The following is a 24,942-nucleotide window of genomic DNA, read 5'->3' as shown; positions in this document are numbered from 1 at the left end:
CGATCAAACGATCACATTCGATCATCCCACCACTATGCTCTCCGTCATGGACCTCAAGGACGAGAGGCTTCGCGAGATCGCGAAGCTCATACGCTCACGCGGCCGGGTGGAGACCGTAGCACTCGCGACCGAGATGGGTGTCTCCCTCGCGACCATCCGCCGGGACCTCGCCGACCTCGAGCAGCGCGGCACCATCCGCCGGGTGCACGGCGGAGCGATGCTGTCCAGCCGCACCCAGCAGGCGCCGCAACGGAGCGACGCGACCGGCGAGCCGCTCACGATCGGGATGGTGCTGCCGCGGTCCGGCTACTACTACGGCCCGGTCATCCGGGGCGCCAACCGGGCCGCGCGCGAGCTCGGTGCACGACTGCTCGTCTCGATCGCGGACGACTCCCTCGAGCGCGAGCTCGCGCTCGTGCAGCGCATGATCGACAACGGCGTCGACGGACTCATGATCTCGACGAGCGGGGTGGACTACCCCGACGGCGAGTTCCGCGACCTGATCCTGAGCCTGCCCATCCCCGTCGTGATGCTCGAGCGCGATCCGGAGCTGCTGTTCGGCAAGGGAGTGCGGCTCGACTCGGTCGTGACATCCCACGGCGACGGCGTGCAGGACGCGGTACGGTACCTGCACTCGAGCGGTCGCAGCCGCATCGCCCTCCTGAGCCCCGGCTTCTACGCGACCCCCGAGATGCGTCGCGGCTACCTCGCGGCGACCGAGGAGCTCGGCCTCCCGCAGCTGCCCTTCCTCGTCAGCAAGCACTGGTCGCCCGCCCGCACCCGACTGCCGTGGGAGGTCGTGCAGGAGCTGCTCGACGACGGGTGCGACGCCATCCTCATCCACCCCGAGCAGGATGCCGTCGATGCGCTGCAGGACTGCCTCGCGCGGGGCATGAGCATCCCCGACGATCTCGCGATCGTCTCCTACGACGACGAGCTCTCGGCGTTCTGCGAGGTGCCGCTGACGGCGGTCGCCCCGCCGAAGACCCAGGTGGGATTCCAGGCGGTGCAGCGCTGCGTCGAGCTGTGCACCGCGGACGACGACCGGGCGGCCCCGCAGCGGATCGCCGTCTACCCCGAGCTGCGGATCCGCAAGTCCACGGGCGTGGCGGAGACGGCGTAGCCGGCTAGCGGCCGGCCGACTCCAGCCAGCGCTCGGCGGCCGAGAGCGCGTCGCCGAGCGGCGGGATAGACGGATGCCACGCCCGCTCCCATTCGAGCGAGAGCACCCCCGAGTACCCGCGATCGTCGAGCAGGTCGAGCATGTGCTCGAGCGGGATTCCTCCCTCGCCGAGGAGCACGGGGGTGCGCTCGGTCGGGGAAGGCTCGTCCTTGACCTGCACGTACCTCAACCACGGCCACAGGGCCTCGAGGGTGTGCTCCGGTCGCTCGCCGACCGCCCACGGGTGGGCGACGTCCCAGATCGCGCCGCACCGCGCATCCCCGACCGCGTCCAGCACGTCGGCGACCGATCGGCCGGTGGAGTGCGAGTCGTGCGTCTCGAGGAGGATCTCGACATCGGGGCCCGTACCGGCGAGGGCCGAGCGCAGTCGCCGTGCGGGCAGCGCGGTGCCCTCACCACCGGCGAAGACGCGGATGGCGGGCGCGCCGAGGGCGCGCGCGAGGTCGATCGCGGTGAGGAGCCCCTCGACGACGTCGCTGTCGTCCGCGGCCGTGTCGGCGATGAGCACGTAGGTCGAGACGCTGAGAAGGCGCGTGGCGCGGAGCTCGTCAGCGAGCTCGGCGAGGGCGGTCGCGGACATGCCGTCGTTGAGCGGGGTGCCGGCAGCGGCCCGGAGCTCCACCCCCAGGTCGCCGTGGTCGCGGGCGAGGCGAGCGATGCCCTCCGCCGACAGTTCCGGGCAGCCGAGTGTCGAGAACGCGCCCAATCGGCGCATGGCTCCTCCTTGATGATCGAATGTGCAGCTTTAGGAACGATAGGTGGGCGGGCGTGAGCGCAAATGCTACTTTTGCGTTTTCGCTCACGATCGCTCACTGGAGAACGCATGGAATGGACAGCGACGTTCATCGCCCCCGCCGCCGAGATCGACGGGGCCCCGACGTTCCGAGGGCAGTTCGTCCTCTCGCGCGGTGCCGATGAGATCCAGTCCGCCGTGCTGCGCTACTCGGCAAAGGGCGTCATCGAGGTGACCCTCAACGGCCGCGCGGTGTCCGACGAGGTGCTCGCCCCCGGCTGGACGAGCTACGAGTGGCGACTTCGGTACTCGGAGGTCGACGTCACGTCGCTCATCGGGGAGCCGGAGGTCGAGATCCTCGCGACGGTCGCCGACGGCTGGTACCGCGGTCGGCTCGCCTGGCGCGGTGGTCGCGAGGTCTATGGCGATCGGGCGGAGGCGATCATCCAGCTCACCGTCCTCTACCGGGACGGCACCGAAGAGGTCGTCGGCACGGACTCGACGTGGTCGGTCGCCGGCTCCGCGATCACGCGGGCGGACCTCTACGACGGCGAGACGATCGATGCCCGGCTGCGCTCCGCTCCCGCCCAGTGGTCAGCGGTGACCGAGTCCGCCGAGGGCCTGGATCGGCTCGTGCCCGCGCAGTCCCCCGCCGTGACCCGCACCGGCACGCTCGCGCCGGTGCGCACCTGGGAGAGCTCGGGCGCTCTGATGGTCGACTTCGGACAGAACCTCGTGGGGTGGCTCAAGCTCGTCGTCCAGGGACCGAGCGGCCGAGTCATCCGTGTCCGCCACGCCGAGGTCCTCGAGGGGGAGGCGCTCGCCATCCGCCCGCTGCGATCGGCGCTCGCGACCGACGAGTTCATCCTGAGCGGCGGGCTCGACGAGTTCGAGCCGACGTTCACCCTCCACGGCTTCCGATACATCGCGATCGAGGGATGCTCCCCCGAGGTCGCCCTCTCGGAGATCACCGCCGTGGTGGTGGGGTCGACGCTCACGAGAAGGGGGTGGTTCGAGAGCTCGAGCGCCGAGCTGAACCGGCTCCACGAGAACGTGGTGTGGAGCACGCGCGGCAACTTCGTGTCCATCCCCACCGATTGCCCGCAGCGCGACGAGCGACTGGGGTGGACGGGCGACATCGCGGTGTTCGCCTCGACCGCGGCCTTCCTCGTCGACTCGTCGGCGTTCCTCGCGGACTGGCTGGGCGACGTGCGCACCGAGCAGGCGGCGCAGCACGGAGTCGTGCCCTGGGTCGTGCCCGACGTGCTGAAGTACCCCGCCGTGCGGGGCGACCTCGAACTCACCGGCCCGACGGCGATCTGGAGCGACGCGATCGTCTGGGTGCCGTGGGCACTGTGGATGACCCACGGCGACCCGCGGGTCATCCACGACAACCTCGACGCCATGGTCGCGCACCTGCGCGCGGTGGAGTCTCAGCTGAGCGAGCGCGGGGTGTGGGAGGGCGGCTTCCAGTTCGGGGACTGGCTCGACCCGGATGCCCCCGACGACAAGCCGGGGCTGGCCAAGGCGGACCCCGACGTGGTCGCGACCGCCGTCCTCTACCGCTCGAGCGCGCTCGTCTCGCGGATGGCGGCAGCAGTCGAGGATGCCGCGGCCACCCGGTACGCCGCGGACCTCGCCGACCGGACCCTCGCCGCCTTCCACGACGCTTACGTCACCCGGGACCCGTTCCGGATCCTCAGCGACTGCGCCACCGTCTACGCCCTCGCGATCGCGTTCGACATGCTCGACGGCGACGCTCGCGAGGCGGCGGGCGACCGACTCGCCGAACTCGTCGCGGAGGCGGGGTACCGCATCTCCACGGGGTTCGCGGGCACGCCGTTCATCCTCGACGCCCTCACGAGCACCGGTCACGGCGAGACCGCGACCCGGCTGCTCTTCCAGCGGGAGCGGCCCTCCTGGCTCTACCCCGTCACGATGGGGGCGACGACGGTGTGGGAGCGCTGGGACAGCCTGCTCCCCGACGGCTCGGTGAACCCGGGCCAGATGACCTCGTTCAACCACTACGCGCTCGGCGCCGTGGCCGCGTGGCTGCACGAGACGCTCGCGGGCGTCTCACCCGCCGAGCCGGGCTACTCGCGCATCCGCTTCGCCCCGCTGTTCGCCGAGCAGCTCGACCACGCGGGGGCGCGCATCGTGACGGCCCGCGGCGAGGCGGGCATCCGGTGGGAGCGTCGGGATGGCTCGATCGTGATCGACCTCGAGGTGCCTGCTGGCGCGACCGGGGTGCTGTGCGTCGCGGGGGACGACGACCGCGAGCTCACAGCGGGGCGTCACCGCGTGACGGTCGCGGCGCGCTGAGGAGCGAGCGAGCGGTCAGCCGATGTCGCGCAGCGCCGTAATGAGTTCGTCCACCGTGTGCGCCGCATTCGAGGGATGCCGCAGCGGTCGCTCCCCGTGGAGCACGTAGTGGTTCCGGCGCCCGCGGCGCTCCCGCTCCAGGTACCCGGCAGCCTCGAGATCGTTGAGGATGGTGACGGCGCTACGGGTCGAGATGCCGACCGAGGCCGCAAGCTCCTCGAGGGTGGCATCCGGGTTCTGGGCGACCTGGATGATCAGGTGAGCGTGATGGGTGAGGAACGTCCACTGCGGCATGTGTCAATTCTCACCGGTTGCCGTCGGGCTGCGGGGCGCGTCGACCGGTCGACGCCCCTGACCGCGGGTGGCCCACAGGCTCGCGGCGATCGTGACGGCGAGGATCCCGACGATCACGGCGAGCGAGACGGTCGTGGGCACCTTCACGATGTCGTGCAGGGCCATCTTCACACCGACCCAGATGAGGATCGCGGCGAGGCCGATCTTGAGGTAGACGAACCGGTGGACGAGGTCAGCGAGCAGGAAGTACATCGCCCGAAGGCCCAGGATGGCAAACGCATTGGCGGTGAAGACGAGGAACGGCTCGGACGTGACGGCGAAGATCGCGGGGATCGAGTCGACCGCGAACACGATGTCGGTGAACTCGATGAGCACGAGCACCGCGAGCAGGGGAGTCGCCACGAGCGCGCCGCCGACCCGCGTCACGAGCTTCTGGCCGTCGTACTCCTCCGTCATGGGCACGAATCGACGGAAGACCTTCAGCACCCGAGACTGGCTCGGGTCGCCGTGGTCGTTGCGGTGCCGGAGCATCTGGATGCCGGTGATCACGAGGAACGCGGCGAAGACGTAGAGGATCCAGGCGAAGGTGTCGAGCAGGGCGGCCCCGAGGGCGATGAAGATGCCGCGGAACACGAGCGCTCCGAGAACCCCGAGGAAGAGGACCCGGTGCTGGTACTGGGCAGGGACGCCGAAGCTCGCGAAGATGATGGCCCAGACGAACACGTTGTCGACGGCGAGCGACTTCTCGATCACGAAGCCGGCGAAGTACTGCTGTCCGAACTCGGCGCCGAAGAGCATCCAGATGATCGCACCGAAAGTGATTCCGCTGAGGACCCAGAAGATGGACCACCCCGCCGCTTCCCTCAACCCGATGACGTGGGCCTTCCGGTGAGCAACGAGGTCGATGGCGAGCATGAGGACGATGACGCCGATGACGGCGAGCCACGCCCAGAGGGGTACGGTCACGGTTTCCTTTCGACGCGACAAGTGAAGCATGCTTCATGCTTTTGCTGAATACATGAAGCGTGCTTCACAGGAAAGACGCAGCGAGCGGGACCATGAAACTCTCGGACCACTTGCCCTCCCGATCCAGAGGGCCGGTGGGAGCGTCACGATGCCTCCCCTCCGCAGCTGCGGCTGGCTCGCGGGACGCGGGCCAGCCGCCAGCTCGGGATGCTCAGCTCGCGCTCGACGCCGCCGCCGCGATCACGTCCGCGACTGCGGCCGCCTGGGTCGCATAGACGGCGTGGCTGCCGGGCACCGCGGTGATCTCGGAGCCACTGCGCCGGGCCATGTGCCGCAGCATCGCCGGGTCGAACGCGTTGTCCTCGGTGGCGATGACCGCCCAGCTGGGCTTGTCGTGCCAGGCCGCGGTGGTGACGGGCTCCCCGAAGACGGTCATGTTGACGGGCACCTGCGAGTCGCGGAGGAACGCGGCATCCGCCTCGCTCGCGTCAGCGGCGAAACCGATGGCGAACTTCTCGAGGTTGAGGAATCCGAAGCCGTCCTCGCCGATGTCGATGACGAACTCCGGGGTCGGGGCGAAGCCCTCGTACTGCTGGCCGCTCGTCTCGCCTGAGTCCGGGATGAGGGCGGCGACGTAGACGAGGCCGGCGACCTTGTCGTGCGTGCCCGCCTCGGTGATCACCGTGCCGCCCCACGAGTGGCCGACGAGGATGGTCGGGCCGTCCTGGCGGTCGAGCACGCGGCGGGTCGCGGCGACGTCGTCGGCGAAGGAGGTGAGTGGGTTCTGGACGATGCTCACCCGGTAGCCGCGAGCGGTGAGGTTGTCGTAGACGCCCCGCCAGCCGGAGCCATCGGCGAAGGCGCCGTGGACGAGGACGATGTTCGTGATTCCGTCGGTGGTGGTCATGCTGCCGTTCCTTTCGCTGTCTCCGGGAGGAGAAGTCGGCACCACGCCGACGTGTAGTGTGCAACATATTGCATTCCGTTGAGTATTCCCACCCCTCGGGGATTTGCGTGAGGCGGCCGACCGCGCGCAACATATTGCATGCCCATTCCCACCGGCAGCCCCGGCGTCGGCCGCTCGCTGCTCCGCGACGACGTCTACCGCCGACTTCGCGACGCGATCGTCGACGGTACCTTCGCCCCGGGCGAGCAGCTCCGTGACGGCGAACTCGCCGAGTGGCTCGGAGTGAGCCGCACCCCCATCCGCGAGGCATTGCTCCGCCTCGCGACCAGCGGACTCGTCGTCGCCGTCCCAGGTCGATCCACAACAGTCACCGCCATCGATGCCCAGGCTGCCCGTGACGCGCGCGACGTGATCGCCGCCATGCACGCCCTCGCCGCACGCGGGGTCGCCGGCGCGCTTTCGACCGACGACCTCGACCGCATGCGCGCGGCCAATTCGAGGTTCGCCGCCGCCCTGCGCTCCGGGGACGTGGATGCTGCGCACGCGGCCGATGAGGAGCTGCACGGCATCCCCGTCTCCGCCCTCGGCAACCGCGCACTCGAGTCAGTGGTGGAGCACTTCGACCCGCTCGTGCGCCGCGCCGAGCGTCAGCGCTTCAGCAGCGCGGGCGAGTCATCCGTCGAACTGCACGAACGGCTGATCGACCGGCTCGCCGCGGGCGACGCGGAGGGCGCCTCGGCGGTCGCGTTCGACATCTGGCACACCCTGCCGGACGGGGAGTAGCGCGGGCGCCGCTGCCAGCATCGCGCACACGATCCATACTGGAACGGTGGAGCCGTGGGAGATGCGCGAGTGGTTCGCGGAGTACCTCGAGGCGCTGAACCGGCACGACCTCGCCGCGCTCCGCGAGCTCATCGAGCCGGGGGTGCGGCGGGCGCACCGGCCGGGCGGCGTCGAGGCGTGGGTCTCGGAACTGGATGAGCTGTACCGCGGCTTCCCCGACTGGAAGGTGCGCCGCATCCAGCTCGTCATCGAAGACGACCGCATCGCGGCGCACCTGCGCGGCAGCGGGACGCACGCAGGAAGCTATCGCGGAATCGCGGCCACGGGCCGGCACGTAAACACCGCGGAGTTCGTCTTCTGTCGCCTCGGCAACGGGCGCATCACCGAGGTAACCGGCAGCGACGACGCCGAGCTGCTCCGCCAGATCACGGCGTAGCCCGCGACCCGGCCGCTCTTGCTGCGGAGCGGCTTCCCCGCGTCGCTCCCTTCCGAAAGGACGGAGACGGGGATGCCCGGCGGGCCGTTGCGGGGCTGCGGCGTGACGAGGGCGCCGATCTCCGTCGTTTCGGAAAGAGGCGGCGGAGAGCGGTGCGGTGCGGGAGGTGCCGCCCGTCCCCGCAGACGACGGATGCCCGCCGGAGCTCACTCGCTCCGACGGGCATCCAGTAACCCATTCAGGCAGTTACGCCGTCTGCTCCTCGCGGTGCGGGAGCTTCCAGTTGGGGCGCACGAAGTGGCAGGTGTATCCGTTGGGGTACTTCTCCAGGTAGTCCTGGTGCTCCTCCTCGGCCTCCCAGAAGTCGCCCGCGGGCTCGACCTCGGTGACGACCTTGCCGGGCCACAGGCCCGAGGCATCCACGTCGGCGATCGTGTCGAGCGCGACCTGCTTCTGCTCCTCGTTCTCGTAGAAGATGGCGGAGCGGTAACTGCGACCGATGTCGTTGCCCTGGCGGTCCTTCGTCGACGGGTCGTGGATCTGGAAGAAGAACTCCAGGATGTCCCGGTACGAGATCTGCTCGGGGTCGAAGACGATCTCGACCGCCTCGGCGTGGTCGCCGTGGTTGTAGTACGTCGCGTTCGGGACGTCGCCGCCCGAGTAGCCGACGCGCGTGGAGATCACTCCGGGGCGGCGGCGCAGCAGCTGCTGCGCACCCCAGAAGCATCCTCCGGCGAGGATCGCGGTCTCAGTAGCCATGATCAGGCCTCCTTCGTGGTGAACAGGCTGAGGTAGTCACCGTAGCCCTGCGCCTCGAGCTCCGCCACCGGAACGAACCGGAGGGCAGCCGAGTTGATGCAGTAGCGCATGCCGCCGTCGGCGACGGGGCCGTCGTCGAAGAGGTGGCCGAGGTGGCTGTCGCCGTTCGCCGAGCGGACCTCGGTGCGGGTCATCCAGAAGCTGCGGTCCTCCTTCTGGACGATGTGCGCCTTCTCGATCGGCCGCGTGAAGCTCGGCCAGCCGGAACCGCTGTCGAACTTGTCGGTCGACGAGAACAGGGGCTCGCCGGAGACGATGTCGACGTAGATGCCGTCGTCGTGGTTGTCCCAGAACTCGTTGCGGAACGCGGGCTCGGTCGCGTCCTCCTGCGTCACCTTGTACTGCTCGGGGGTGAGCTGGGCGACTGCGGCGGGGTCCTTGCGATAGGTAGTCATTGGAGCTGCTCCTTGAAGTTGTACCGCTGGCTGCGGCACTCGATGAATAGAACAGTGGATGCGGCTGAATAGTTCCCGAGCGGCCGGGTCAGCCGATCACCCCGCGCCGAGCGCCGTCGCCGTGACGGTGAGGATGTCGCGGGCGAGGGTTTCGTCGTCGCGGCCCGCGCGCAGCTCCTCCGGCACCTGGCCGTCGAGGAGGAGCGCGGCGAGCCCGTGCACGAACGACCACGAGCTGAGCACGGCGTCGCCGGGGGTGTCATCCCCGAACGATCCGCGCATGAGCTCTGCGGCCGACGCCAGGCTGTCGGCGCCGGCCCCGGTGAGCGCGCCCGAGAACATGAGCCGGAACAGCGCCGGATGCCCGAGCGCGAAGCGCACGTAGGCGAGCCCGCTCTCGACCAGCCCGCCGTCGGTCGAGCGGGATGCCCCGAGCCTCTCGAACCCGGACGCGGCGAGCGCCGCGAGCAGCTCGTCCTTGCTCGCGAAGTGCCGGTAGGGCGCGTTGTGCGACACCTCCGCCCGGCGGGCGACCTCGCGCAGGCTGAGGGCGTTCGCGCCGTCCTGCTCGAGGAGCTCGGCGGCGACGTCGAGCAGTTGCGAGCGCAGATCGTCGCGGTGGTACGGTCGCGAAGTTGACATTGCCAACATTGCCTTCCTATGATGTGGGCACTGCCAACATCATAAAGGAGATCAGCCATGAGCAGTACCACCGACGTGTGGATCATCGGAGCCTCGAAGGGGCTCGGCCTCGCCATCGCCGAGGAGTTCGCCCGGGACGGACGCCCCGTCATCGGGCTCTCCCGATCGACCCCCGCCGAGCAGGGGCCGTTCGCGGCCTTCCGTCCCGTCGACGTCACCTCCGGCGAGAGCGTCGAGCGCACCGTACGCACGCTCCTCGCCGAGCGCGGCGCCCCCGCGCTCATCGTCTACTGCGCCTCGCAGCTCTACCAGGGCTCGATCGCCACGCGCGACGACGCGGAGCTCGACCGCGAGCTCGAGGTGAACTACCTCGGCTTCGTGCGCGTCGCCCGAGCCCTCGCCGTGTTCAAGGACCCCGCGGCGCGCGTCCGTCTCGTCGCCACCGGGTCGACCCTCGGCTACGTCGGCACCCCGTCCCTCGACAACTACAGCGCCGCGAAGGCCGCACTCATCTCCTTCGCGCGGTCGTCGCGGCACGAGCTCGGCGCGCTCGGAATCGACGTCGCGATCGTCTCGCCCCCGCACATGGACAACGGGGCCGATCTCGTCGGCCCGAAGCGGTACGCGATGAGCTGGGCGGCGCCGCGGTTCGCGAGCGCGGCGGCGGGGGAACGAGCCGAGTACCTGCTCGGAGCATCCAACCGCAGCATCCAGCAGATGACGCACTGGGCGCCCGGCCTCGCGCAGTCCATCATGCGGGGGATCGGAGCGGATGCCCTCGCCCGCGGCGCCTCGACCGTGCGGGCCTGACGCCCGGGGCGGGTCGAGTTGCCACTCGTGGTCGTCCAGGAGCCCGGATGCCCGCCACCAGTGGCAACTCGACGAACGGATCCCGTCTTCGGGGGGTCAACCGGCATATCGGTTTTCTGCCACACTGATCCCGTGCGCACCCGAATGCCTCTCATCGCAGCTGCCGTCGCCGTGCTGACCCTGGGGATCGCGGCCCCCGCAAGCGCTGCAGCCCCGCCCACCGACCCCCCGGCCGGCTGGTACACGAGCCCCGCGCACATCTGGGTCGACCCCACCGTGGGCCTCGAGTTCGACGTCGAGTTCTTCTTCACGATCCCCACCAGCTTCTGGGTGCTGCACGCGCAAGCGCCGGTGCTCTTCGACCGGAATGTCGGCCACTCGGTCACCCACTGCCAGGTCGCGAAGACGGCGACCGGTGCGACGTTCACGTGCGACACCCTGGGTGACGCACCCGCCGCCCCCGGCGACTACTCGGCCACGATCGCCGTGCGCAGCGAGGGCGGCGACAACTACTCGCTCACCGCCCCCATCACCGTGTGCCCCCTCACCGGGTGCAGCCCCGAGTTCGATGTCGAGCTCGTCTCCGGGGATGCCACCGAGGAGCCCGCTGCCTGGGAGACGTGCGCCGGCGCCGACCTCACCGAGCTCGGCTCGGTCGCCTACGCCTTCAACGTGCCGTGGAACGCCGACGCCGTCGAGCTCTCGGGTGTGGTCGGCTCCGCGGGAGACGCCCCCGACGCCGAGGTCGTCCCGATCGGCGGCGCCGCCGCGGGCGACGGCTTCAGCCTCGAGGGCACCATCGCCACCCCCGGTGAGTACACGGTGACCGCGACGATCACCGACGAGTTCGGCGGCGAGCACACCGCCGAACTGCCGCTCACCGTCGCCGACTGCGCGTCGCCGCAGCTCGCCGCCACCGGCTCGACCACCGACAGGCTCGACGGGATGCTCGCTCTCGCCGTCGGATTCGCGGGCGCGGGCATCCTCGCAGTAGCGATCGCAGCGTGGGTCACGCGACGGCGCGTTAGCCTCGGGGGATGATCCGCCACACCGTCCTCTTCCGCTTGTCCCACCCGGCAGGGTCGGACGCCGAGGCCGCCTTCCTGCGGGATGCCCGCATCCTCGGGTCCATCCCCGGCGTCGAGCACTTCGAGCAGCTGCGTGTGCTCACCGGCGACGACTTCGACTACTCGTTCTCGATGGAGTTCGCGGACCAGGCGGCCTACTCCGGCTACAACGAGCATCCCGACCACGTCGCGTTCGTGCAGGGCCGCTGGGTGCCGGAGGTCGCGGCGTTCCTCGAGATCGACTACGCGCCCCTACCGTGAGCGAGGTCACCGCGCAGGACGAGCGCTACCTGCGCGAGTCGATCGACGCCGCCCTCGAGGCGCGGGGCCGCGGCGACCACCCGTTCGGCGCGGTGCTCGTCACGGCGGGCGGGCGCGTCATCCGGGGCTTCAACTCGGTCGTGACCGACGGTGACCCGACCGGCCACGCCGAGTCGAACCTCGTGCGCATCGCCGCCCGCGAGCTGACCGCCGATGAACTGCGCAAGAGCACGCTCTACTCAAGCACGGAGCCGTGTGCGATGTGCGCGGGCGCGATCTACTGGGCGCGGATCCCGCGGGTCGTCTTCGCGCTCTCCGAACAGGGCCTCATCGCGATCGTGTCGCCGGTGAGCGACGAGCCCGTGCTCGATCTGCCGAGCCGCGAGGTGTTCGCGCGCGGCGGGGACGTCGTGGATGTCGCTGGGCCGGCCCTGGAGGTCGAGGCCGCAGCCGTGCACGACGGGTTCTGGGGCTGAGAGCACGCCGGCGCATCCGGGACGCCACCGAGCTGCCGCGGGCGATCCACCGAGCTGCCCGCGGACAATAAGGGGCCGGGCGCGCCGCACACGCACCCGGCCCCGCTTTCGCTCGGACTAGCCGGCGACCTTCTGGAGCATCTCGTGGAGCTCTTCGCTCGTGTGGGTCTCCTGGTCGAGGTTGGCGACGAGGAGCGCCTCCACCTCGGTGGCGCCCATCGCTCGGACCGGCACGAGCAGCGACTGGTAGGCCGAGATCTCGTAGTGCTCGTTGCCGAGCGCGCACGACAGCACGACCTGGTCGAGCAGCGGCTTCGCGGTCTTCACGATGAGGCCCGCGGCTTGCTTCGAGATCCCCTTGGTGCTCGGCGACGGCGCTGTCGTCTCCTTGAACTCGAGGAGCTTGAACACGGAGGCGAGGTTGTCGAGCTGCTCGCGCGTCTCGTCGGCGTGGTGGCGGAACATCTTCTTGACCTCGGACGACGCTGCCGCCTTCTCGAGCTCGCCGAGCGCCGCGAGGGAGTCGTTCTCCATCGTGAGCGCGGTGCGCAGCTGGTAGTGCAGCAGGTCCGTCGGGTTGTCCAGCGTGAGCTGAGCCATGTCGGTGTCCTTTCGTCGGTCCTTCGAGTCAACGCCGACCGCTCGCCCGTCTTCGAGTGGTTGACTTCCCAGCAAGCCCCGCTTAAGGTCGGCGCAAGCCGGCCGCCGTAGCGTATGAGCATGACCCCCGACCTCGTGGCCCACCGCGTGCCCACCCGCCTCGGCGCCCTCTCCGTGCGCGTCGGTGGCGAGGGCATCCCGACCGTGTTCTGGCACGGCATGTTCATCGACTCGACGACGTGGCAGCCGGTGCTGGAGCTCCTGGACGCCCCGCGCCGCGTCATCCTCGTCGACGGTCCCGGTCACGGCCTCAGCGCGCCCCTCCCGCGCGTCAGCTCGATCGAGGAGTCGGCCGCCGTCGCCCTCGAGGTGCTCGATGCGCTCGGCATCGCTGAGCCGGTCGACTGGGTCGGGAACGCGTGGGGCGGGCACGTCGGCCTGCGCCTCGCGGCCGACCACCCGGAGCGGGTGCGCAGCCTCGTCGCCGTCGGCGCCCCCACCGAGCCCGTCACGCCGGCCGCGCGTCGGAAGCTCCGGCTGCTGCTCGCGATCGGTACCGTGATCGGTCTCACCGGACCGGCGCGGTCGGCGGTTCTCGGGACGCAGCTGACCGACGCGGGACGCCGCGACCCCGCCGTGATGGCGGTGGTGTCCGCCGCGCTCGACCGGCCGAGTCGGCGCAGCATGCTGAGGGCGGTGCGGTCGTTCATCCTCGGCCGCACCGAGCTCACGTCGGCGCTGCCCTCGATCAGCTGCCCCACCCTGCTCGTCGTGACGGACGATCGCGACGACTGGACGCCGGCCGACGCCGGGGCCGCGGTCGCCGCCCTGCCGGACGGCCGAGTCGAGCTCGTCTCGGGCGCGCGCACGCTCGTGCCGCTCGAGCGGCCCGCGGAACTCGCGGCGCTCATCGCCTCGTTCTGGAGCGGTCTCGCCGGCTCCCGCGTCAACCCCCTGCGTCGCCGCTCCGCGTCGCGGTAGCGTCGGGGTCGTGTCCCCGCGCCGCACCCGCCTCGAGTACGTGAGGCCGTACGAGACGCCGGGCCTCACCCGCGTCGTCGAGGCCGACTCCGTGGAGTTCCGGGATGCGCGCGGCCGGCGCGTGAGCGCCGCGGTGCGCGAGCGGCTCTCCGCCCTCGTCGTGCCGCCGGCGTGGCAGCAGGTGTGGTTCGCGCCGACGGCGGACGCGCACATCCTCGCCGTCGGCGTCGACGAGGCGGGCCGGCGGCAGTACATCTACCACCCGTCGTGGCGCGAGCAGCAGGACGCGGAGAAATTCGCCCGCGCCCTCGCGCTCGCCGCCGAGCTCCCCCGCGCCCGTCGGCGCGCGGAGGCCGACCGTCGCGCGCCGGCCCTGTCGCGCGAGCGCGTGCTGTGGACCGCCTTCCGGCTGCTGGATGCCACGGCGATCCGAATCGGCTCGGAGTCCTATGCCGCGACGGGCCTCTGCACCCTGCTCGTGCGCCACGTCCGCGTCGACGAGGACGGGCTGACCCTGCGGTTCCCGGCGAAGAGCGGCCAGCGCGCCCTCATCACGGTCGAGGACTCGCGGCTCACCGACGCCCTCGAGGAGCTCTACACCGGTCGCGCCCCGGCGAGCCGACTGCTCGCGTGGGCGGACGGCCGGAGGCGCCGACCGGTGCGCTCCGGGGAGGTCAACGACTACCTGCGCGAGCGCATCGGGGAGGGCTTCACGGCGAAGGACTTCCGCACTCTGCGGGGCACCCTCGTGGCCGCGGCCGCTCTGCCCGTCGCCCTCCCGGACACCGAGCGGGGCATCCAGCGCGCGATCGCGGAAGCGACGAAGCAGGCCGCCGCAGCTCTCGGCAACACGCCCGCCGTGGCGCGCGCGAGCTACATCGACCCGGCGGTGTTCGAGCGGTTCCTCGAGGGGCGCACGGTCGGCGGGCGCGCGAGCATCCCCGCCCTCCTCGACCTGCTGGGCTGACCGGCTACGGGTTCAGCACGACCTTCACGCAGCCGTCCTCCTTCTTCTTGAACAGCTGGTACAGGTCGGGCGCTTCCTCGAGCGAGCCGCGGTGGGTGACGAGGTCGCCGACGCCGAGCGGGTCGGCCGGATCCTCGACGAGCGGCATGAGGTCGTCGATCCAGCGGTGGACGTTGCACTGCCCCATCCGCATCGTGACCTGCTTGTCGAAGAGCGTGAGCATCGGAAGCGGGTCGGCGACGCCGCCGTAGACGCCCGCGAGCGAGATCGTGCCGCCGCGCTGGACCGTCTCGATCGCGGTCATGAGTGCCGCGAGACGATCGATGCCCACGGTCTTCACGAGTCGCTTGGCGATCGCGTCCGGCATGAGCCGCGTCGAGTTCTGCACGAGCGCGGCGACGGGGTTGCCGTGCGCCTCCATGCCCACGGCGTCGATGACCGCGTGCGGCCCACGGCCGTCGGTGCGGTCCAGGATGCTCTGCGCGAGGTCGTCGTCGAGGTCGAGCACATCGATGCCGTGGCGCGCCGCCATCTCCCGCCGCTCGGCGACATGATCGACGCCGATGACGGTGCAGCCGAGGTAGCGGGCGATTCGCGCGGCGAACTGGCCGACCGGGCCGAGGCCGAGCACGAGTACGGTCTGGCCGGGGTCGACTCCGGCGTACTGCACCGCCTGCCACGCGGTCGGCAGGATGTCGCTGAGGAACAGGTAGCGCTCGTCCGGGAGGTCGCCGCCCACCTTGATGACGTTGCTGTCGGCGCGCAGCACGCGCATCAGGTCCGCCTGCCCGCCGGGCACCGCGCCGTACAGCTCGGTGTACCCGTAGAGGGTCGCGCCCGTGCCCTGGTCGCGGTTCTGCGTCGTCTCGCACTGGGTCGTCAGCCCGCGGCGGCACATGTAGCACGTGCCGCACGCGACGACGAAGGGCACGACCACGCGGTCGCCCGGGGAGACCGACTGGACGTCGTCACCCACCTCGAGCACGATGCCCATCGGCTCGTGGCCGAGCACGTCGCCCGCGTGCATGAACGGAGCCATGACGTCGAGGAGGTGGAGGTCGGATCCGCAGATCGCCGTCGAGGTGACGGAGATCACGATGTCGTCGGGTTGCTGGATGACCGCCTCCGGAACGGTATCCACGGCGACGGTATCGGCTGCTGTCCAGGTGAGGGCTCTCATGGCCCCTGTCTACGCCGCCGCTGACGATGCCAAAACCGGGTTGACGATCGCGAGACGATGGCCTATCCCGGGACTCCCCCGACCCGCGAGCGCGGTTCCTTACTCGCCCCTGCCCTGGGAATTCAACCCCTCGCTGGCCTCACACGGTCGACCTAGCGTCGACAGAGTCCAACAGAACAACGAGGAAGAGGAGCATCATCATGGCTCAGGTAGTGGAGACCATCGACATCGAGGTTCCGGTGTCCGTCGCGTACAACCAGTGGACGCAGTTCGAGTCGTTCCCCGAGTTCCTGCCGGAGGTCCAGAGCGTCGTGCAGCTCGACGACGTGCGCAACGCGTGGTCGGTGAACGTGGGTGGAGCGACGCGCGAGTTCGAGACCGTCATCACCGAGCAGCTCCCCGACGACCGCATCGCGTGGACGAGCACCGGCGGCGACGTCGACCACGGCGGCGTCGTGACCTTCCACAAGCTCAGCGAAACGTCGACGCGCGTCGCCGCCCAGATCGACTGGGAGCCCGAGTCCGCCGTCGAGAAGATCGGCGCGGCGCTCAACATCCCGTCGACGGCGGTCAAGCACGCGCTGTCGAAGTTCAAGGACTACGTCGAGCGCCACGGCGCGGACGGCGCCTGGCGCGGCACGGTGGAGAACTAGGAGTCGGGATGACCTCGCTCTGGCTCGACCGGGCTCCGGGCATCCCGACCGACCCCTTCCCCGACGGCGGCCGCTTCGACGCGGTCGTCGTCGGGGGCGGTCTCACCGGCATGACGACCGCCCTGCTCCTCGCCCGCGCGGGACGGAGCGTCGCCGTGCTCGAGGCCCGCTCGGTGGGGGCCGTGACGACCGGGAACAGCACGGCGAAGCTGAGCCTGCTGCAGGGCACGCGGCTGAGCGCGCTGCTCGGCGCCAACGGCCGCATCGTGCTCTCCGCTTACGTGGACAGCCAGCGCGCCGCCGTCGAATGGCTCGTCGAGTACCTCTCCGACTCGGGGGTCGAGTTCGACTACCGGGACGCGGTGACCTACGCCGCGACGCCCGAAGAGGAGTCCAGCATCCGTCGTGAGTACGACACCGCGCGGCTGGCCGGTCTGCCGGTGGTGCTCGACCCGCGAGCGGACCTGCCGTTCGAGACGTTCGGCGCCGTCGTGCTGGCGCGCCAGGTGCAGTTCGACCCGATGGAGGTGCTCGCGCGGCTCACCGCCGACGTCCGCGACGCCGGCGGCGTCGTCGTCGAGGGGGTGCGCGCGCGCCGCGTTCGCGCGGGGGATCCGGTGCGCGTGGGCACCGACGCGGGCGAGCTGCTCGCCGACCGGGTGGTGCTCGCGACGGGCATCCCGGTGCTCGACCGGGGACTGTACTTCGCGAAGGTGGAGGCCCAGCGCAGTCACGTGGTCGCGTTCGAGGTGCCCGAGCAGGACCGCCGCGAGTCGGGGATGTTCCTCAGCGCCGGGCAGCCCGCGCGCAGCATCCGCTGGCATCGGGGCCTGCTCCTCGTCGGCGGGGACGGCCACCCGACCGGTCGGGCGTCCTCCGACGCCGACCCCTACGCCGAGATCGAGACGTGGACCCGGGAGCACTGGCCGCTGGCCCGGCGCACCCACGCGTGGTCCGCCCAGGACTACGCCGCCGCGTCGCACGTGCCGTTCGTCGGCCCTCTGCCCCGCGGCCGCGGCCGGGTGCTGCTCGCGACCGGATTCGAGAAGTGGGGGATGACGGGGGCCGTGTCCGCGGCCCTCACGCTCGCCGCCGACCTCGGCGCCGCTGACCGAACCGACTGGATGCGCGTGCTCCGCCACCGCATCACCCTTCCGCAGGCGCTCGCGCGCGGCATCGGCGCCAACGCCCGCGTGCTCACGTGGTACGCGAGATCGTGGGCGTCGGCCCTCGCCCGCACCAACGCCCTGCCCGAGGGGATGCTCCGCGCCCGCGGCATCCTGCCCGCCGTCGTCGACCCCGCCGCCCCCGACGACTGCCCGATGTCGCTCGTCTGCCCGCACCTCGGCGCCGTCGTGCGCTGGAACGGTGCGGAGCGGTCGTGGGACTGCCCCGCGCACGGCTCGCGATTCTCAGCCGATGGCGCACTGCTGGAGGGACCCGCTCGACGCGGGCTGAGGTCGGTGGAGGGGGTGCCCGCCGAGAGAAAGGTGAGCGATGCGTTCGTGGCTCCGGGATAACGGGCTGCTGCTGTATCTCGGGTCGGCAGAATACGGCGAGGCAGTATCGCGTGCCGCCGCGCACGGGGCGACAGGAGAGGAGGCGTGACGGCCGCAGAGCGGCTGTCGCACCGTGCCGCATCCGCCGGCCTCACGGTCGCCGTCGCCGAGTCGCTCACGTGCGGGCGGATCGCGAGCGCGCTCGGTGCGACGCCCGGCTCGTCGGGCTGGTTCCTCGGCGGGGTGATCGCCTACGACAACGAGGTCAAGTTCGGCGTGCTCGGCGTGCGACGCGGGCCGGTCGTGTCCGGCGAGTGCGCCCGGGAGATGGCGGAGGGAGTTGCGCGACTGACGAAAGCCGATCTCGCGATCGCCGTCACGGGCGTCGGCGGGCCCGCGCACGCGGAGGACCAGCCGCCCGGCACGGTCTTCATCGCCGCCACGTTCCAGGGCGAGACGATCGTCGAGCAGCGCCACTTCCCCGGTCCGCCGGACCGCGTGCTCGACGCGACCATCGAACGTGCCCTTGAGCTCGGCCTGCGCGCCTCACTCGGCGACTGACGCCCTCCCCTGACTCGTCCCCCTTATGAGGGACATAGCACTCGAATCGAAACGGGGTCAAGGGGTGCAGTTTTCAGGCGCTTCTCTGGAATTCTGGTTCAGGCCCCGAGACCCGGGGTCGCCCCATCAGATCCAATTTGGAGGTCACCATGGGCATCATCGCCTGGATCATTCTCGGACTCGCTGCCGGCGCCATCGCCAAGGCCATCCTGCCGGGAACGCAAGGCGGAGGCTGGGTCGTCACGCTGATTCTCGGTGTCGTCGGCGCACTGCTCGGCGGATTCCTCGGCAGCGTCCTCTTCGGTGTCGGTCTCGAGGGATTCTTCGACATCACGACGTGGCTGCTCGCTATCGGCGGCGCGATCATCGTGCTTCTCATCTACGGTCTCGTGACCCGCGGCAGCCGCCGCGCCTAGGCGCAGCACCCCGCACGAACCACGAAACCGCCCCCCGGTCCTCTTCCGGGGGGCGGTTTTTCGTCGTCGGGGGGGGCGGCGCCTACGGGGTCAGCGGCGCTCGCGACCGAACCAGCGGCCGACCCTCTCCCTCACCGTCGCGGGGGGAGGTTCGTTGTAGACGCCCGCGACCTCCTGACCGGTCATCCGTGCGATCTGCTCCATGACCGCGTCGGTCGCCTCGCGGCGAGCGCGACCGGATGACGCGGGCCCGAAGCCGCGCAGATCCATCGGCTCCCCGAACTCGACCGTCACGCGAGCCCAGCGGATGCCGCTGCCGCCCTCCGGCTGGAGCCGATCGGTGCCGATGAGCGCGACCGGCACGACCGGCACCCCCGCGGTGAGCGCGAGCCACGCGACTCCGGTGCGTCCGCGGTACAGCCTGCCGTCGCGGGAGCGGGTGCCCTCCGGGTAGATCGAGAAGGCGTCGCCCGCCTCGAGGATCTCGAGCCCGGCATCCAGGGCCTCCTGAGCGGCCGCGCCGGCGCCGCGCTCGACCGGTACGGCGCCGACGCCGCTGAAGAAGCTGCGGCTCAGCCAGCCCCGGAAGCCGGGGCGGGTGAAGTACTCCGCCTTGGCCATGAACGACACCGAGCGACGGGCCACGAGGGTGATGACGACGCTGTCGATGAACGCGAGGTGGTTGCTCGCGAGCAGAACGCCGCCCGACTTCGGGACGTTACGCCGACCGATGATGCGCGGCCGGAAGACCAGGCGGGCCAGAGGCGCGAAGAAGACGCGACTGAGAAACTTCACACGACATCGTCGCACAGCGCCCGACGCGCTGGACGCGCCTCCACAGGTCAGCCCAGCAGCTGCTTCATCTGGTTCGCGATGAGGAGCGTGGCCCGCTTCGGCGACAGCCGAGCGTAGCGGTCCATGAACTTCGCGTCGCTGCCGATCCGCACCCGGAAGTCTCCTCGCTCGAAGCCCTCGATGATCTGGCGCCCGGCATCCGCGGGGGTCACCGTCTTCGGCGCCTTCGCGGCCATCGCCTCGGCTCCGGCAGGCATAGCCACCCCGGAGTTCTGGGTGATGTTGGTGCCGACTCCGCCGGGGAACACGACGGTGACCGCGACGGGAGTGCCCTGAGTCTCGGCGAAGAGCGCCTCTGTGAAGAGCTTCACCGCCGCCTTGCTCGCGCCATAGGCGGCCTGGCCGGGCACCGGGAGGAAGCCGCCCATGCTCGAGACGTTGAGGATGCCCGCCGCCGGGCGCTGGAGGAGGTGCGGCAGGAACGCCTTCGTGACGTTGACGGTGCCCCAGAAGTTCACGTTCATGACGCGCTCGATCGCGTCGAAGTCGAGGTCGACGAGCTTGACGAACGGCTGGATGATGCCGGCGACGTTGAATACGCCGTCGACCTGGCCGTGGGCGGCGATCACCTGGTCGGGCAGCGCGAGCACGGCCGGGCGGTCCGACACGCTCAGGGCGTGCGTGGTGAGGCGGCCCTCGGGCGCGGCGGCGAGCCGAGCGGTCTCGGCGAGGCCGTCCTCGCTGAGATCGACCGCGGCGACGCGGGCGCCTCGCGCGATGAGGCCGAGCACCACCTCGCGGCCCATGCCGTTGCCGCCGCCGGTGACGACGAAGACCTTGTCCGAAATCTGCATGGCGAATCTCTCCTTCGAGAAACCGGAGCGGGTTGTCCGGTTTGCGCTCCATGCTACGCCCGGGTCGGCACGGATGCACGTGCCGAAAGTCCCGACGGCGTCAGGGGTAGAGCTGCGCGCCGACCTGCTCGAGGTACTCCGTGAGGACCGCCACGCGGTCGGGACCGCCGAGGGCGCTGTACCCGGTGAGCCAGCTGTCCGGGCGGAGCACGTGCACGATCGCGGGCGTGGCGCCCTCGTCGCCGACCTGCACATAGGTCGCACGATCCTCGTCGAGGGTGAGCTCGAAGCCCTCGCTCTCGAGCACCGCGACAATCCCCTCGTGCTGCTGCTCGTCCACGGCTTGAGCGGCGATCTCGATGGTCGACAGGTCGACGCCGTCCTTGCCGTACCAGCACGAGAACGGGTCGCCGCCCTCCTGCGTCGAGGCGATGGGAGCGTAGATGCCGGTGCCGTCGGTGGAGCTGAACAGCACGAGCCCGTCCGCGGCGAACTGCGCCTCGAGCGGGCCGAGCAGCTCCGAGCAGCTCGACGGCGCCGTGAACTCCGCGACCGGCTCGCTCGTCGCGACGGGGCTCGACGCGCTAGCGCTCGGCACCGGGGTGCCGGTGGGCGCGGCCGGGCCGGGATCGCACGCGGCGAGGAGGACGAGGAGGACGGGGGCGAGGAGTACCGCGGCACGACGCATGGGGCGAACCTAGCAGCGCAGCATCCTCGGCGACAGGGGCAACGGGATCGCGGCGGTCAGGCCAGGCCGAGCACGTCGAGCATCCAGGCGAGCTCGGTCGCGAACCGCTCCCGCTCGGCCGAGCGGTTCGTCGGCCCGTCGTGGCCGCCCGGGTCGAGCAGCAGGGTCGCGTCGCACCCCGCCTCGCGCAAGCGGTCGACCCACCGGATCACCGAGCGCGCGGGAGCGCGGGGATCGTGGATGCCGGCCGTCGCCAGCACCGGCGGATAGCGCTCGTCGAGGCGCACCCCGTGCAGGGGCGAGAGCGCACGCAGGGCGCGGTGCCCCGCCTCCGTGCGCGGATCTCCCCACTCGGGCACGTCGACGGCTGCGAGCGCCGATCCGCCGTCGAGCAGCGCCCCGAGCGGATCGACGAACGGCGCGGAGACCACCGCTCCGGCGAAGAGCGCGGGATCGCGGTTGAGGGCCGACCCGACGACGGTGGCGCCGGCACTGGAGCCCTGCGCGACGATCAGCCCGCGGCGGGTCCAGCCCTCGTCGACGAGGTGGCGCGCGACGGCGAGGTAGTCGTCGACCGAGACGTGCTTGCGCAGCCCGCGGGCTGCGTCGTGCCAGGCCGCGCCGAGCTCGCCACCGCCGCGCACGTGCGCGATCGCGAGGAGGGCGCCGCGATCGAGCAGCGACTGCGTGCCCGGCGAGTAGCGCGCCTCGAACGGCACCCCGTACGCGCCGTAGACGAGGAGCACGAGCGGCCGCGGTTCGCCCGGGCGGTCGTCGTCCGGAACGGCGATCGTGACCGGGATGCCCGTGCCGTCGTCGCCCGTCGCCCGCAGCCGCAGCTGCCGGCCGCGAGCAGGGGGCGCGAGACCGACGGAGAGGGCACGGTCGCCACTGTCGAACTCCCAGCGCAACGGCGGCAGCACGAGGGAGGTGACCGCCCCGCGAACGACGTCGCCGTCCGCGCCGAGCACGTCGAGAGTCTCGCCCGGTCGCGCCGGCCGGCGCAGCACCACGCGGGCGGGGCCGCCGTCCGTCGCGGTCGCGTCGAACCACGCGAGCACCGGGTCCCCCGCGACACGCAGCTGCAGCACGACCGTGCCGCCCGCCGTGACGGCACCCTCGACGGAGGCTCCCGGCGGAAGCCCGAGGTCGATCGGTCGGGGCGCGGCGCCCGGTGCCCACTCGGAGAGCTTTCCGTCGGCGAGCAGGAGCAACCGGTCGCCGGGCAGCGGGAGGGCGCGGGCATCCGTGCCGTCGACGGGGAGGGGAATGGGGCGCCCGTCGTCCGCGAGAAGGGAGAGGCGGTCGCCGTCGAGGGATCGGCTCGCGAGGATGACGCGGCCACCCACCGCCGAGACCTCGAACCAGCGCTCCGGATCCGGCTCCGTCGCCAATTCGCGCCGCCCGCGGGACGCGCCCAGCTCGACGGCCGTAGCCGGTCGACCGTCGGCCGCGAGTTCGACGGCGATCACGCTCGACCCGTCGTCGGCGAGCACGAAGTCCGGCGCGACGCCGCGGCGGCGGAGGCGACCCCCGACGACGAGGTCGAACCGCTCCGAGCCGGTGCGGTCGACGGTGTAGGCGACACGGTCGCCGTCGCGGGCGCACTCGAGCCGGCCGACTCTCGCGCGACCCCGGAGCGTCGACTCGTCGAGGAGCACCTCGATCGGAGCCGCCCAGAACTCGTCGGCGGTCGGCGGGATGCTCCCGCTCGCCGCACTCGATCGCGCGTGCACCGCCCGCTCCCGCCCGTCGGGGATGCGCGCGGCGAGCCACCACCGGCCGCGGCGCTCGGGCTCGACGACGTCCACGGGGCCGGAGCGGCCGAGCACCTCGCGCTCGATCTCGGAGCGCAGAGCCGACAGCCGCTCGAGCCGCCGCGCAGCGCGACGGCGCTCGATCGAGAGCACCGCGGCGAGCGGCCTGTCGCGTGCTGGCCGCCCGGTCATGGCGCGAGAGACCGGCTGTAGCTCGAACCCGAGCGAGTGCGGAGCAGGAGCCCCGCATCGACGAGGTAGCGGCGGAGCACCGCCACATCGTCGGTGTGCCGGGAGAGCCGCTCCCCGATCTCGCGCTCGTCGAGCACCTCGTGCTCCGCGATCGCGCGGGATGCGACCCACTCGAGCAACTCGAGCCGGGCCTCGGGATTCGCCGGGTACTGCTCGATGCGCTCCCCCGTGAGGAACCGGTCGACGCCGGTGCGCTTCACCGGGCGGGGCAGGGCGCCGAGCGCTTCCTCGAACGGCTCGGCCCTCGCGACGAACCCGCCATCGGCGCCGGACCGCTCGACGAGACCCGCGCCGAGCAGCGCCTCGAGCGCCCGACGCTCGCGGGAGGTCGTCGGCTCCGGGGTCGCGTGGCCGAGCACGACTCGCGCGTAGGCCTCGCGGGCGCGCGGATTGGCGAGGACGGCGAGGATGCGTCGGGCGTCGGTCATGCGCGGCCCTCCGCCGAGTCATCCGTCATGCCCTTCGCCGCAGCGTCCGCCGCGTCCTCCGCCGCATGCTCCGCTGCATCCTCCGCGCGGGCCGCCGCGCGGGCCGCCGCGCGATTGCGCCGCGAGAGCGAGAGCAGCGCGACGAGCACGTAGGTGACGCACGACACGGCGATGCCCCAGCCGAGCCCGAACGACTGCCCGATCCAGCCGACGAGCGGCGCGAGCGCCGCGACGACGAGCGAGTCGGCGAGCGAGATCGCCGAACCGGCGGTCGCCCGCACCGAGTTCTCGACCCCCGAGTGGAACAGACCGGAGGCGAGGGCGACGAGCACGACGTGGAGCATGACGTGCACGAAGAAGGAGATGGCGATCGACCAGACCTCGGTCGCCAGGCCGAACGCGACCACTGCCGCGACGTTCGCGATCGCGACCGCGGCGACGTGGGCGGTGCGCACCCGGAACCTCGACATGAGCAGCGGCCCGAGGAACGTGGCGCCGTTGAGGATGAGGTAGCCGACGAGCACGAACCCGATCGAGTAGGAGTCGAACTTCACCTGCCACAGCAGGAAGGGCGCGACCGCGCTCGCGTTGGCGAGCACGAGCAGCAGGGCGGCGGGCATCCGGACCACTCGGAGGACCTTCGCGCCGTACTGGCGCCACGAGTCCTCCGGCCGCTCGGCCCGGGTGTCTCGGAATCCGAAGATGACGGCGGCCGCGGCGAGGAAGAACCCGATCGCGCCGAGCCAGATGGCGCGCGGCTCGACCGAGTAGAGCACGACGCCGACGACTCCCCCGACGATGCCTGCTGCCGCGACGAGGTAGCTGATGCGCCCGAACGCCGCCGCCATCGCGTCGGACGTCGTCGACTGGATCTCGTTGACGACGAGCGCGTTCGCGGTGCCGCTCGTGGCGGCGACGCCGAGGCCCGCGAGCACTTGGGCGAGGATGAGCGTCTCGGGGCTGAGGTTGAGGAAGAACAGTGCGAAGGCAACCATCCGGATGAGGTTTCCGGCCTGGAGCGCGAGCTTCGTGGAGTAGCGGTCGAAGAGCACGGCGAACGGCAGCTCGGAGGCGGCGACGGCGAGATTGAAGGCGGCGGTCATGAGGCCGACGAAGGCGAGGGTGTATCCCGCCGCGGTGAAGTAGACGACGTCGACGACGCTGAAGCAGGCGACTCCGGCGGACGACAGGATGATGAACGCGTAGGCGCGGCGCAT

General features: G+C 71.2%; 29 protein-coding genes. 14 read left to right on the top strand and 15 right to left on the bottom strand.

Annotated elements, in window-relative coordinates; all coding sequences use genetic code 11:
• Positions 1 to 34 precede the first annotated feature (34 nt).
• The gene (locus tag Q5716_RS10365) at positions 35 to 1,123 is read left to right on the top strand and encodes a substrate-binding domain-containing protein (RefSeq protein WP_305003062.1); all 1,089 of its coding nucleotides are present in this window, start codon (positions 35 to 37) and stop codon (positions 1,121 to 1,123) included.
• Positions 1,124 to 1,127: 4 nt separating this feature from the next.
• On the opposite strand, the gene Q5716_RS10360 is transcribed toward Q5716_RS10365, so the two are convergent.
• The gene (locus Q5716_RS10360) at positions 1,128 to 1,898 is read right to left on the bottom strand and encodes a sugar phosphate isomerase/epimerase family protein (protein WP_305003061.1); all 771 of its coding nucleotides are present in this window, start codon (positions 1,896 to 1,898) and stop codon (positions 1,128 to 1,130) included.
• Between the two features lie 108 nt (positions 1,899 to 2,006).
• Between Q5716_RS10360 and Q5716_RS10355 the strand changes: the two genes are divergently transcribed.
• Positions 2,007 to 4,238 carry an alpha-L-rhamnosidase gene (locus Q5716_RS10355; protein ID WP_305003060.1) on the top strand — a complete coding sequence of 744 codons (2,232 nt, stop codon included), beginning with the start codon at positions 2,007 to 2,009 and terminating at the stop codon, positions 4,236 to 4,238.
• 15 nt (positions 4,239 to 4,253) lie between these two features.
• Here Q5716_RS10355 and Q5716_RS10350 read toward each other — a convergent pair whose 3' ends face one another.
• The 3 genes from Q5716_RS10350 to Q5716_RS10340 form a co-directional block, all read right to left on the bottom strand.
• Positions 4,254 to 4,532 carry a helix-turn-helix transcriptional regulator gene (locus Q5716_RS10350; protein ID WP_305003059.1) on the bottom strand — a complete coding sequence of 93 codons (279 nt, stop codon included), beginning with the start codon at positions 4,530 to 4,532 and terminating at the stop codon, positions 4,254 to 4,256.
• A gap of 3 nt (positions 4,533 to 4,535) precedes the next feature.
• Positions 4,536 to 5,498, bottom strand: a complete 963-nt coding sequence (locus tag Q5716_RS10345; RefSeq protein ID WP_305003058.1) for a TerC family protein — start codon at positions 5,496 to 5,498, stop codon at positions 4,536 to 4,538.
• 211 nt (positions 5,499 to 5,709) lie between these two features.
• Complete coding sequence (locus Q5716_RS10340; RefSeq protein WP_305003057.1) at positions 5,710 to 6,405, bottom strand: alpha/beta fold hydrolase; 696 nt, start codon at positions 6,403 to 6,405, stop codon at positions 5,710 to 5,712.
• 138 nt (positions 6,406 to 6,543) lie between these two features.
• On the opposite strand from Q5716_RS10340, the gene Q5716_RS10335 reads away from it, so the two are divergent.
• Both Q5716_RS10335 and Q5716_RS10330 read left to right on the top strand, forming a co-directional pair.
• Complete coding sequence (locus tag Q5716_RS10335; RefSeq protein ID WP_305003056.1) at positions 6,544 to 7,188, top strand: GntR family transcriptional regulator; 645 nt, start codon at positions 6,544 to 6,546, stop codon at positions 7,186 to 7,188.
• A gap of 46 nt (positions 7,189 to 7,234) precedes the next feature.
• The gene (locus Q5716_RS10330) at positions 7,235 to 7,624 is read left to right on the top strand and encodes an ester cyclase (protein ID WP_305003055.1); all 390 of its coding nucleotides are present in this window, start codon (positions 7,235 to 7,237) and stop codon (positions 7,622 to 7,624) included.
• A 246-nt stretch (positions 7,625 to 7,870) separates the two neighbouring features.
• Here the strand turns inward: Q5716_RS10330 and msrA are convergent, their stop codons facing one another.
• From msrA to Q5716_RS10315, 3 genes are all read right to left on the bottom strand, one after another.
• A complete protein-coding gene (gene msrA / locus Q5716_RS10325; RefSeq protein WP_305003054.1) occupies positions 7,871 to 8,383 on the bottom strand; it encodes a peptide-methionine (S)-S-oxide reductase MsrA in 513 nt (170 codons plus the stop codon).
• Positions 8,384 to 8,385: 2 nt separating this feature from the next.
• Positions 8,386 to 8,838, bottom strand: a complete 453-nt coding sequence (gene msrB / locus Q5716_RS10320) for a peptide-methionine (R)-S-oxide reductase MsrB (RefSeq protein WP_305003053.1) — start codon at positions 8,836 to 8,838, stop codon at positions 8,386 to 8,388.
• A gap of 96 nt (positions 8,839 to 8,934) precedes the next feature.
• Positions 8,935 to 9,480 carry a TetR/AcrR family transcriptional regulator gene (locus Q5716_RS10315; protein WP_305003052.1) on the bottom strand — a complete coding sequence of 182 codons (546 nt, stop codon included), beginning with the start codon at positions 9,478 to 9,480 and terminating at the stop codon, positions 8,935 to 8,937.
• Between the two features lie 57 nt (positions 9,481 to 9,537).
• On the opposite strand from Q5716_RS10315, the gene Q5716_RS10310 reads away from it, so the two are divergent.
• The 4 genes from Q5716_RS10310 to Q5716_RS10295 all read left to right on the top strand — a co-directional run bounded on the left by Q5716_RS10310 (position 9,538) and on the right by Q5716_RS10295 (position 12,094).
• Positions 9,538 to 10,290 (top strand): SDR family NAD(P)-dependent oxidoreductase, encoded by a 753-nt coding sequence (locus Q5716_RS10310; RefSeq protein ID WP_305003051.1) that lies wholly within the window; start codon positions 9,538 to 9,540, stop codon positions 10,288 to 10,290.
• A gap of 132 nt (positions 10,291 to 10,422) precedes the next feature.
• Entirely contained in the window at positions 10,423 to 11,331 is a 909-nt protein-coding gene (locus Q5716_RS10305) for a COG1361 family protein (RefSeq protein ID WP_305003050.1), read from the top strand.
• Positions 11,328 to 11,618 carry a Dabb family protein gene (locus Q5716_RS10300; RefSeq protein ID WP_305003049.1) on the top strand — a complete coding sequence of 97 codons (291 nt, stop codon included), beginning with the start codon at positions 11,328 to 11,330 and terminating at the stop codon, positions 11,616 to 11,618. The genes Q5716_RS10305 and Q5716_RS10300 overlap by 4 nt, the downstream gene beginning before the upstream one ends.
• Entirely contained in the window at positions 11,615 to 12,094 is a 480-nt protein-coding gene (locus Q5716_RS10295; RefSeq protein ID WP_305003048.1) for a nucleoside deaminase, read from the top strand. Before Q5716_RS10300 ends, Q5716_RS10295 begins: the two co-directional genes overlap by 4 nt.
• 117 nt (positions 12,095 to 12,211) lie before the next feature.
• Here Q5716_RS10295 and Q5716_RS10290 read toward each other — a convergent pair whose 3' ends face one another.
• On the bottom strand, positions 12,212 to 12,694 hold the full coding sequence (locus Q5716_RS10290; protein ID WP_305003047.1) for a YciE/YciF ferroxidase family protein: 483 nt from the start codon (positions 12,692 to 12,694) through the stop codon (positions 12,212 to 12,214).
• A gap of 120 nt (positions 12,695 to 12,814) precedes the next feature.
• Between Q5716_RS10290 and Q5716_RS10285 the strand changes: the two genes are divergently transcribed.
• Entirely contained in the window at positions 12,815 to 13,675 is an 861-nt protein-coding gene (locus tag Q5716_RS10285; RefSeq protein WP_305003046.1) for an alpha/beta fold hydrolase, read from the top strand.
• 10 nt (positions 13,676 to 13,685) lie between these two features.
• On the top strand, positions 13,686 to 14,642 hold the full coding sequence (locus Q5716_RS10280) for a DNA topoisomerase IB (protein ID WP_305003045.1): 957 nt from the start codon (positions 13,686 to 13,688) through the stop codon (positions 14,640 to 14,642).
• Between the two features lie 4 nt (positions 14,643 to 14,646).
• Here Q5716_RS10280 and Q5716_RS10275 read toward each other — a convergent pair whose 3' ends face one another.
• The gene (locus Q5716_RS10275; RefSeq protein ID WP_305003044.1) at positions 14,647 to 15,822 is read right to left on the bottom strand and encodes an alcohol dehydrogenase catalytic domain-containing protein; all 1,176 of its coding nucleotides are present in this window, start codon (positions 15,820 to 15,822) and stop codon (positions 14,647 to 14,649) included.
• A gap of 200 nt (positions 15,823 to 16,022) precedes the next feature.
• On the opposite strand from Q5716_RS10275, the gene Q5716_RS10270 reads away from it, so the two are divergent.
• From Q5716_RS10270 to Q5716_RS10255, 4 genes are all read left to right on the top strand, one after another.
• Entirely contained in the window at positions 16,023 to 16,475 is a 453-nt protein-coding gene (locus Q5716_RS10270; RefSeq protein ID WP_305003043.1) for an SRPBCC family protein, read from the top strand.
• An 8-nt stretch (positions 16,476 to 16,483) separates the two neighbouring features.
• On the top strand, positions 16,484 to 17,995 hold the full coding sequence (locus Q5716_RS10265) for an FAD-dependent oxidoreductase (RefSeq protein WP_305003042.1): 1,512 nt from the start codon (positions 16,484 to 16,486) through the stop codon (positions 17,993 to 17,995).
• An 84-nt stretch (positions 17,996 to 18,079) separates the two neighbouring features.
• The gene (locus Q5716_RS10260; protein ID WP_305003041.1) at positions 18,080 to 18,535 is read left to right on the top strand and encodes a CinA family protein; all 456 of its coding nucleotides are present in this window, start codon (positions 18,080 to 18,082) and stop codon (positions 18,533 to 18,535) included.
• A gap of 149 nt (positions 18,536 to 18,684) precedes the next feature.
• A complete protein-coding gene (locus Q5716_RS10255) occupies positions 18,685 to 18,951 on the top strand; it encodes a GlsB/YeaQ/YmgE family stress response membrane protein (RefSeq protein ID WP_305003040.1) in 267 nt (88 codons plus the stop codon).
• Positions 18,952 to 19,041: 90 nt separating this feature from the next.
• Here the strand turns inward: Q5716_RS10255 and Q5716_RS10250 are convergent, their stop codons facing one another.
• From Q5716_RS10250 to Q5716_RS10225, 6 genes are all read right to left on the bottom strand, one after another.
• Positions 19,042 to 19,746: a lysophospholipid acyltransferase family protein gene (locus Q5716_RS10250; protein WP_305003039.1), complete on the bottom strand. Its 705-nt coding sequence runs from the start codon at positions 19,744 to 19,746 to the stop codon at positions 19,042 to 19,044.
• Positions 19,747 to 19,793: 47 nt separating this feature from the next.
• On the bottom strand, positions 19,794 to 20,600 hold the full coding sequence (locus Q5716_RS10245; protein WP_305003038.1) for an SDR family NAD(P)-dependent oxidoreductase: 807 nt from the start codon (positions 20,598 to 20,600) through the stop codon (positions 19,794 to 19,796).
• 100 nt (positions 20,601 to 20,700) lie between these two features.
• Positions 20,701 to 21,288 carry a hypothetical protein gene (locus tag Q5716_RS10240; protein WP_305003037.1) on the bottom strand — a complete coding sequence of 196 codons (588 nt, stop codon included), beginning with the start codon at positions 21,286 to 21,288 and terminating at the stop codon, positions 20,701 to 20,703.
• 56 nt (positions 21,289 to 21,344) lie between these two features.
• Positions 21,345 to 23,237, bottom strand: coding sequence for a prolyl oligopeptidase family serine peptidase (locus Q5716_RS10235; RefSeq protein WP_305003036.1), 1,893 nt, complete (start codon positions 23,235 to 23,237; stop codon positions 21,345 to 21,347).
• The gene (locus Q5716_RS10230; protein ID WP_305003035.1) at positions 23,234 to 23,725 is read right to left on the bottom strand and encodes a DUF2087 domain-containing protein; all 492 of its coding nucleotides are present in this window, start codon (positions 23,723 to 23,725) and stop codon (positions 23,234 to 23,236) included. The genes Q5716_RS10235 and Q5716_RS10230 overlap by 4 nt, the downstream gene beginning before the upstream one ends.
• On the bottom strand, positions 23,722 to 24,942 hold the full coding sequence (locus Q5716_RS10225) for an MFS transporter (RefSeq protein WP_305003034.1): 1,221 nt from the start codon (positions 24,940 to 24,942) through the stop codon (positions 23,722 to 23,724). The genes Q5716_RS10230 and Q5716_RS10225 overlap by 4 nt, the downstream gene beginning before the upstream one ends.

Source organism: Antiquaquibacter soli (genome assembly GCF_030580675.1).
Classification (GTDB): Bacteria; Actinomycetota; Actinomycetes; order Actinomycetales; family Microbacteriaceae; genus Rhodoglobus; species Rhodoglobus soli.
Note: the sequence above shows the minus strand (reverse complement) of the source record. Positions and strands in the feature narration are given on the sequence as shown.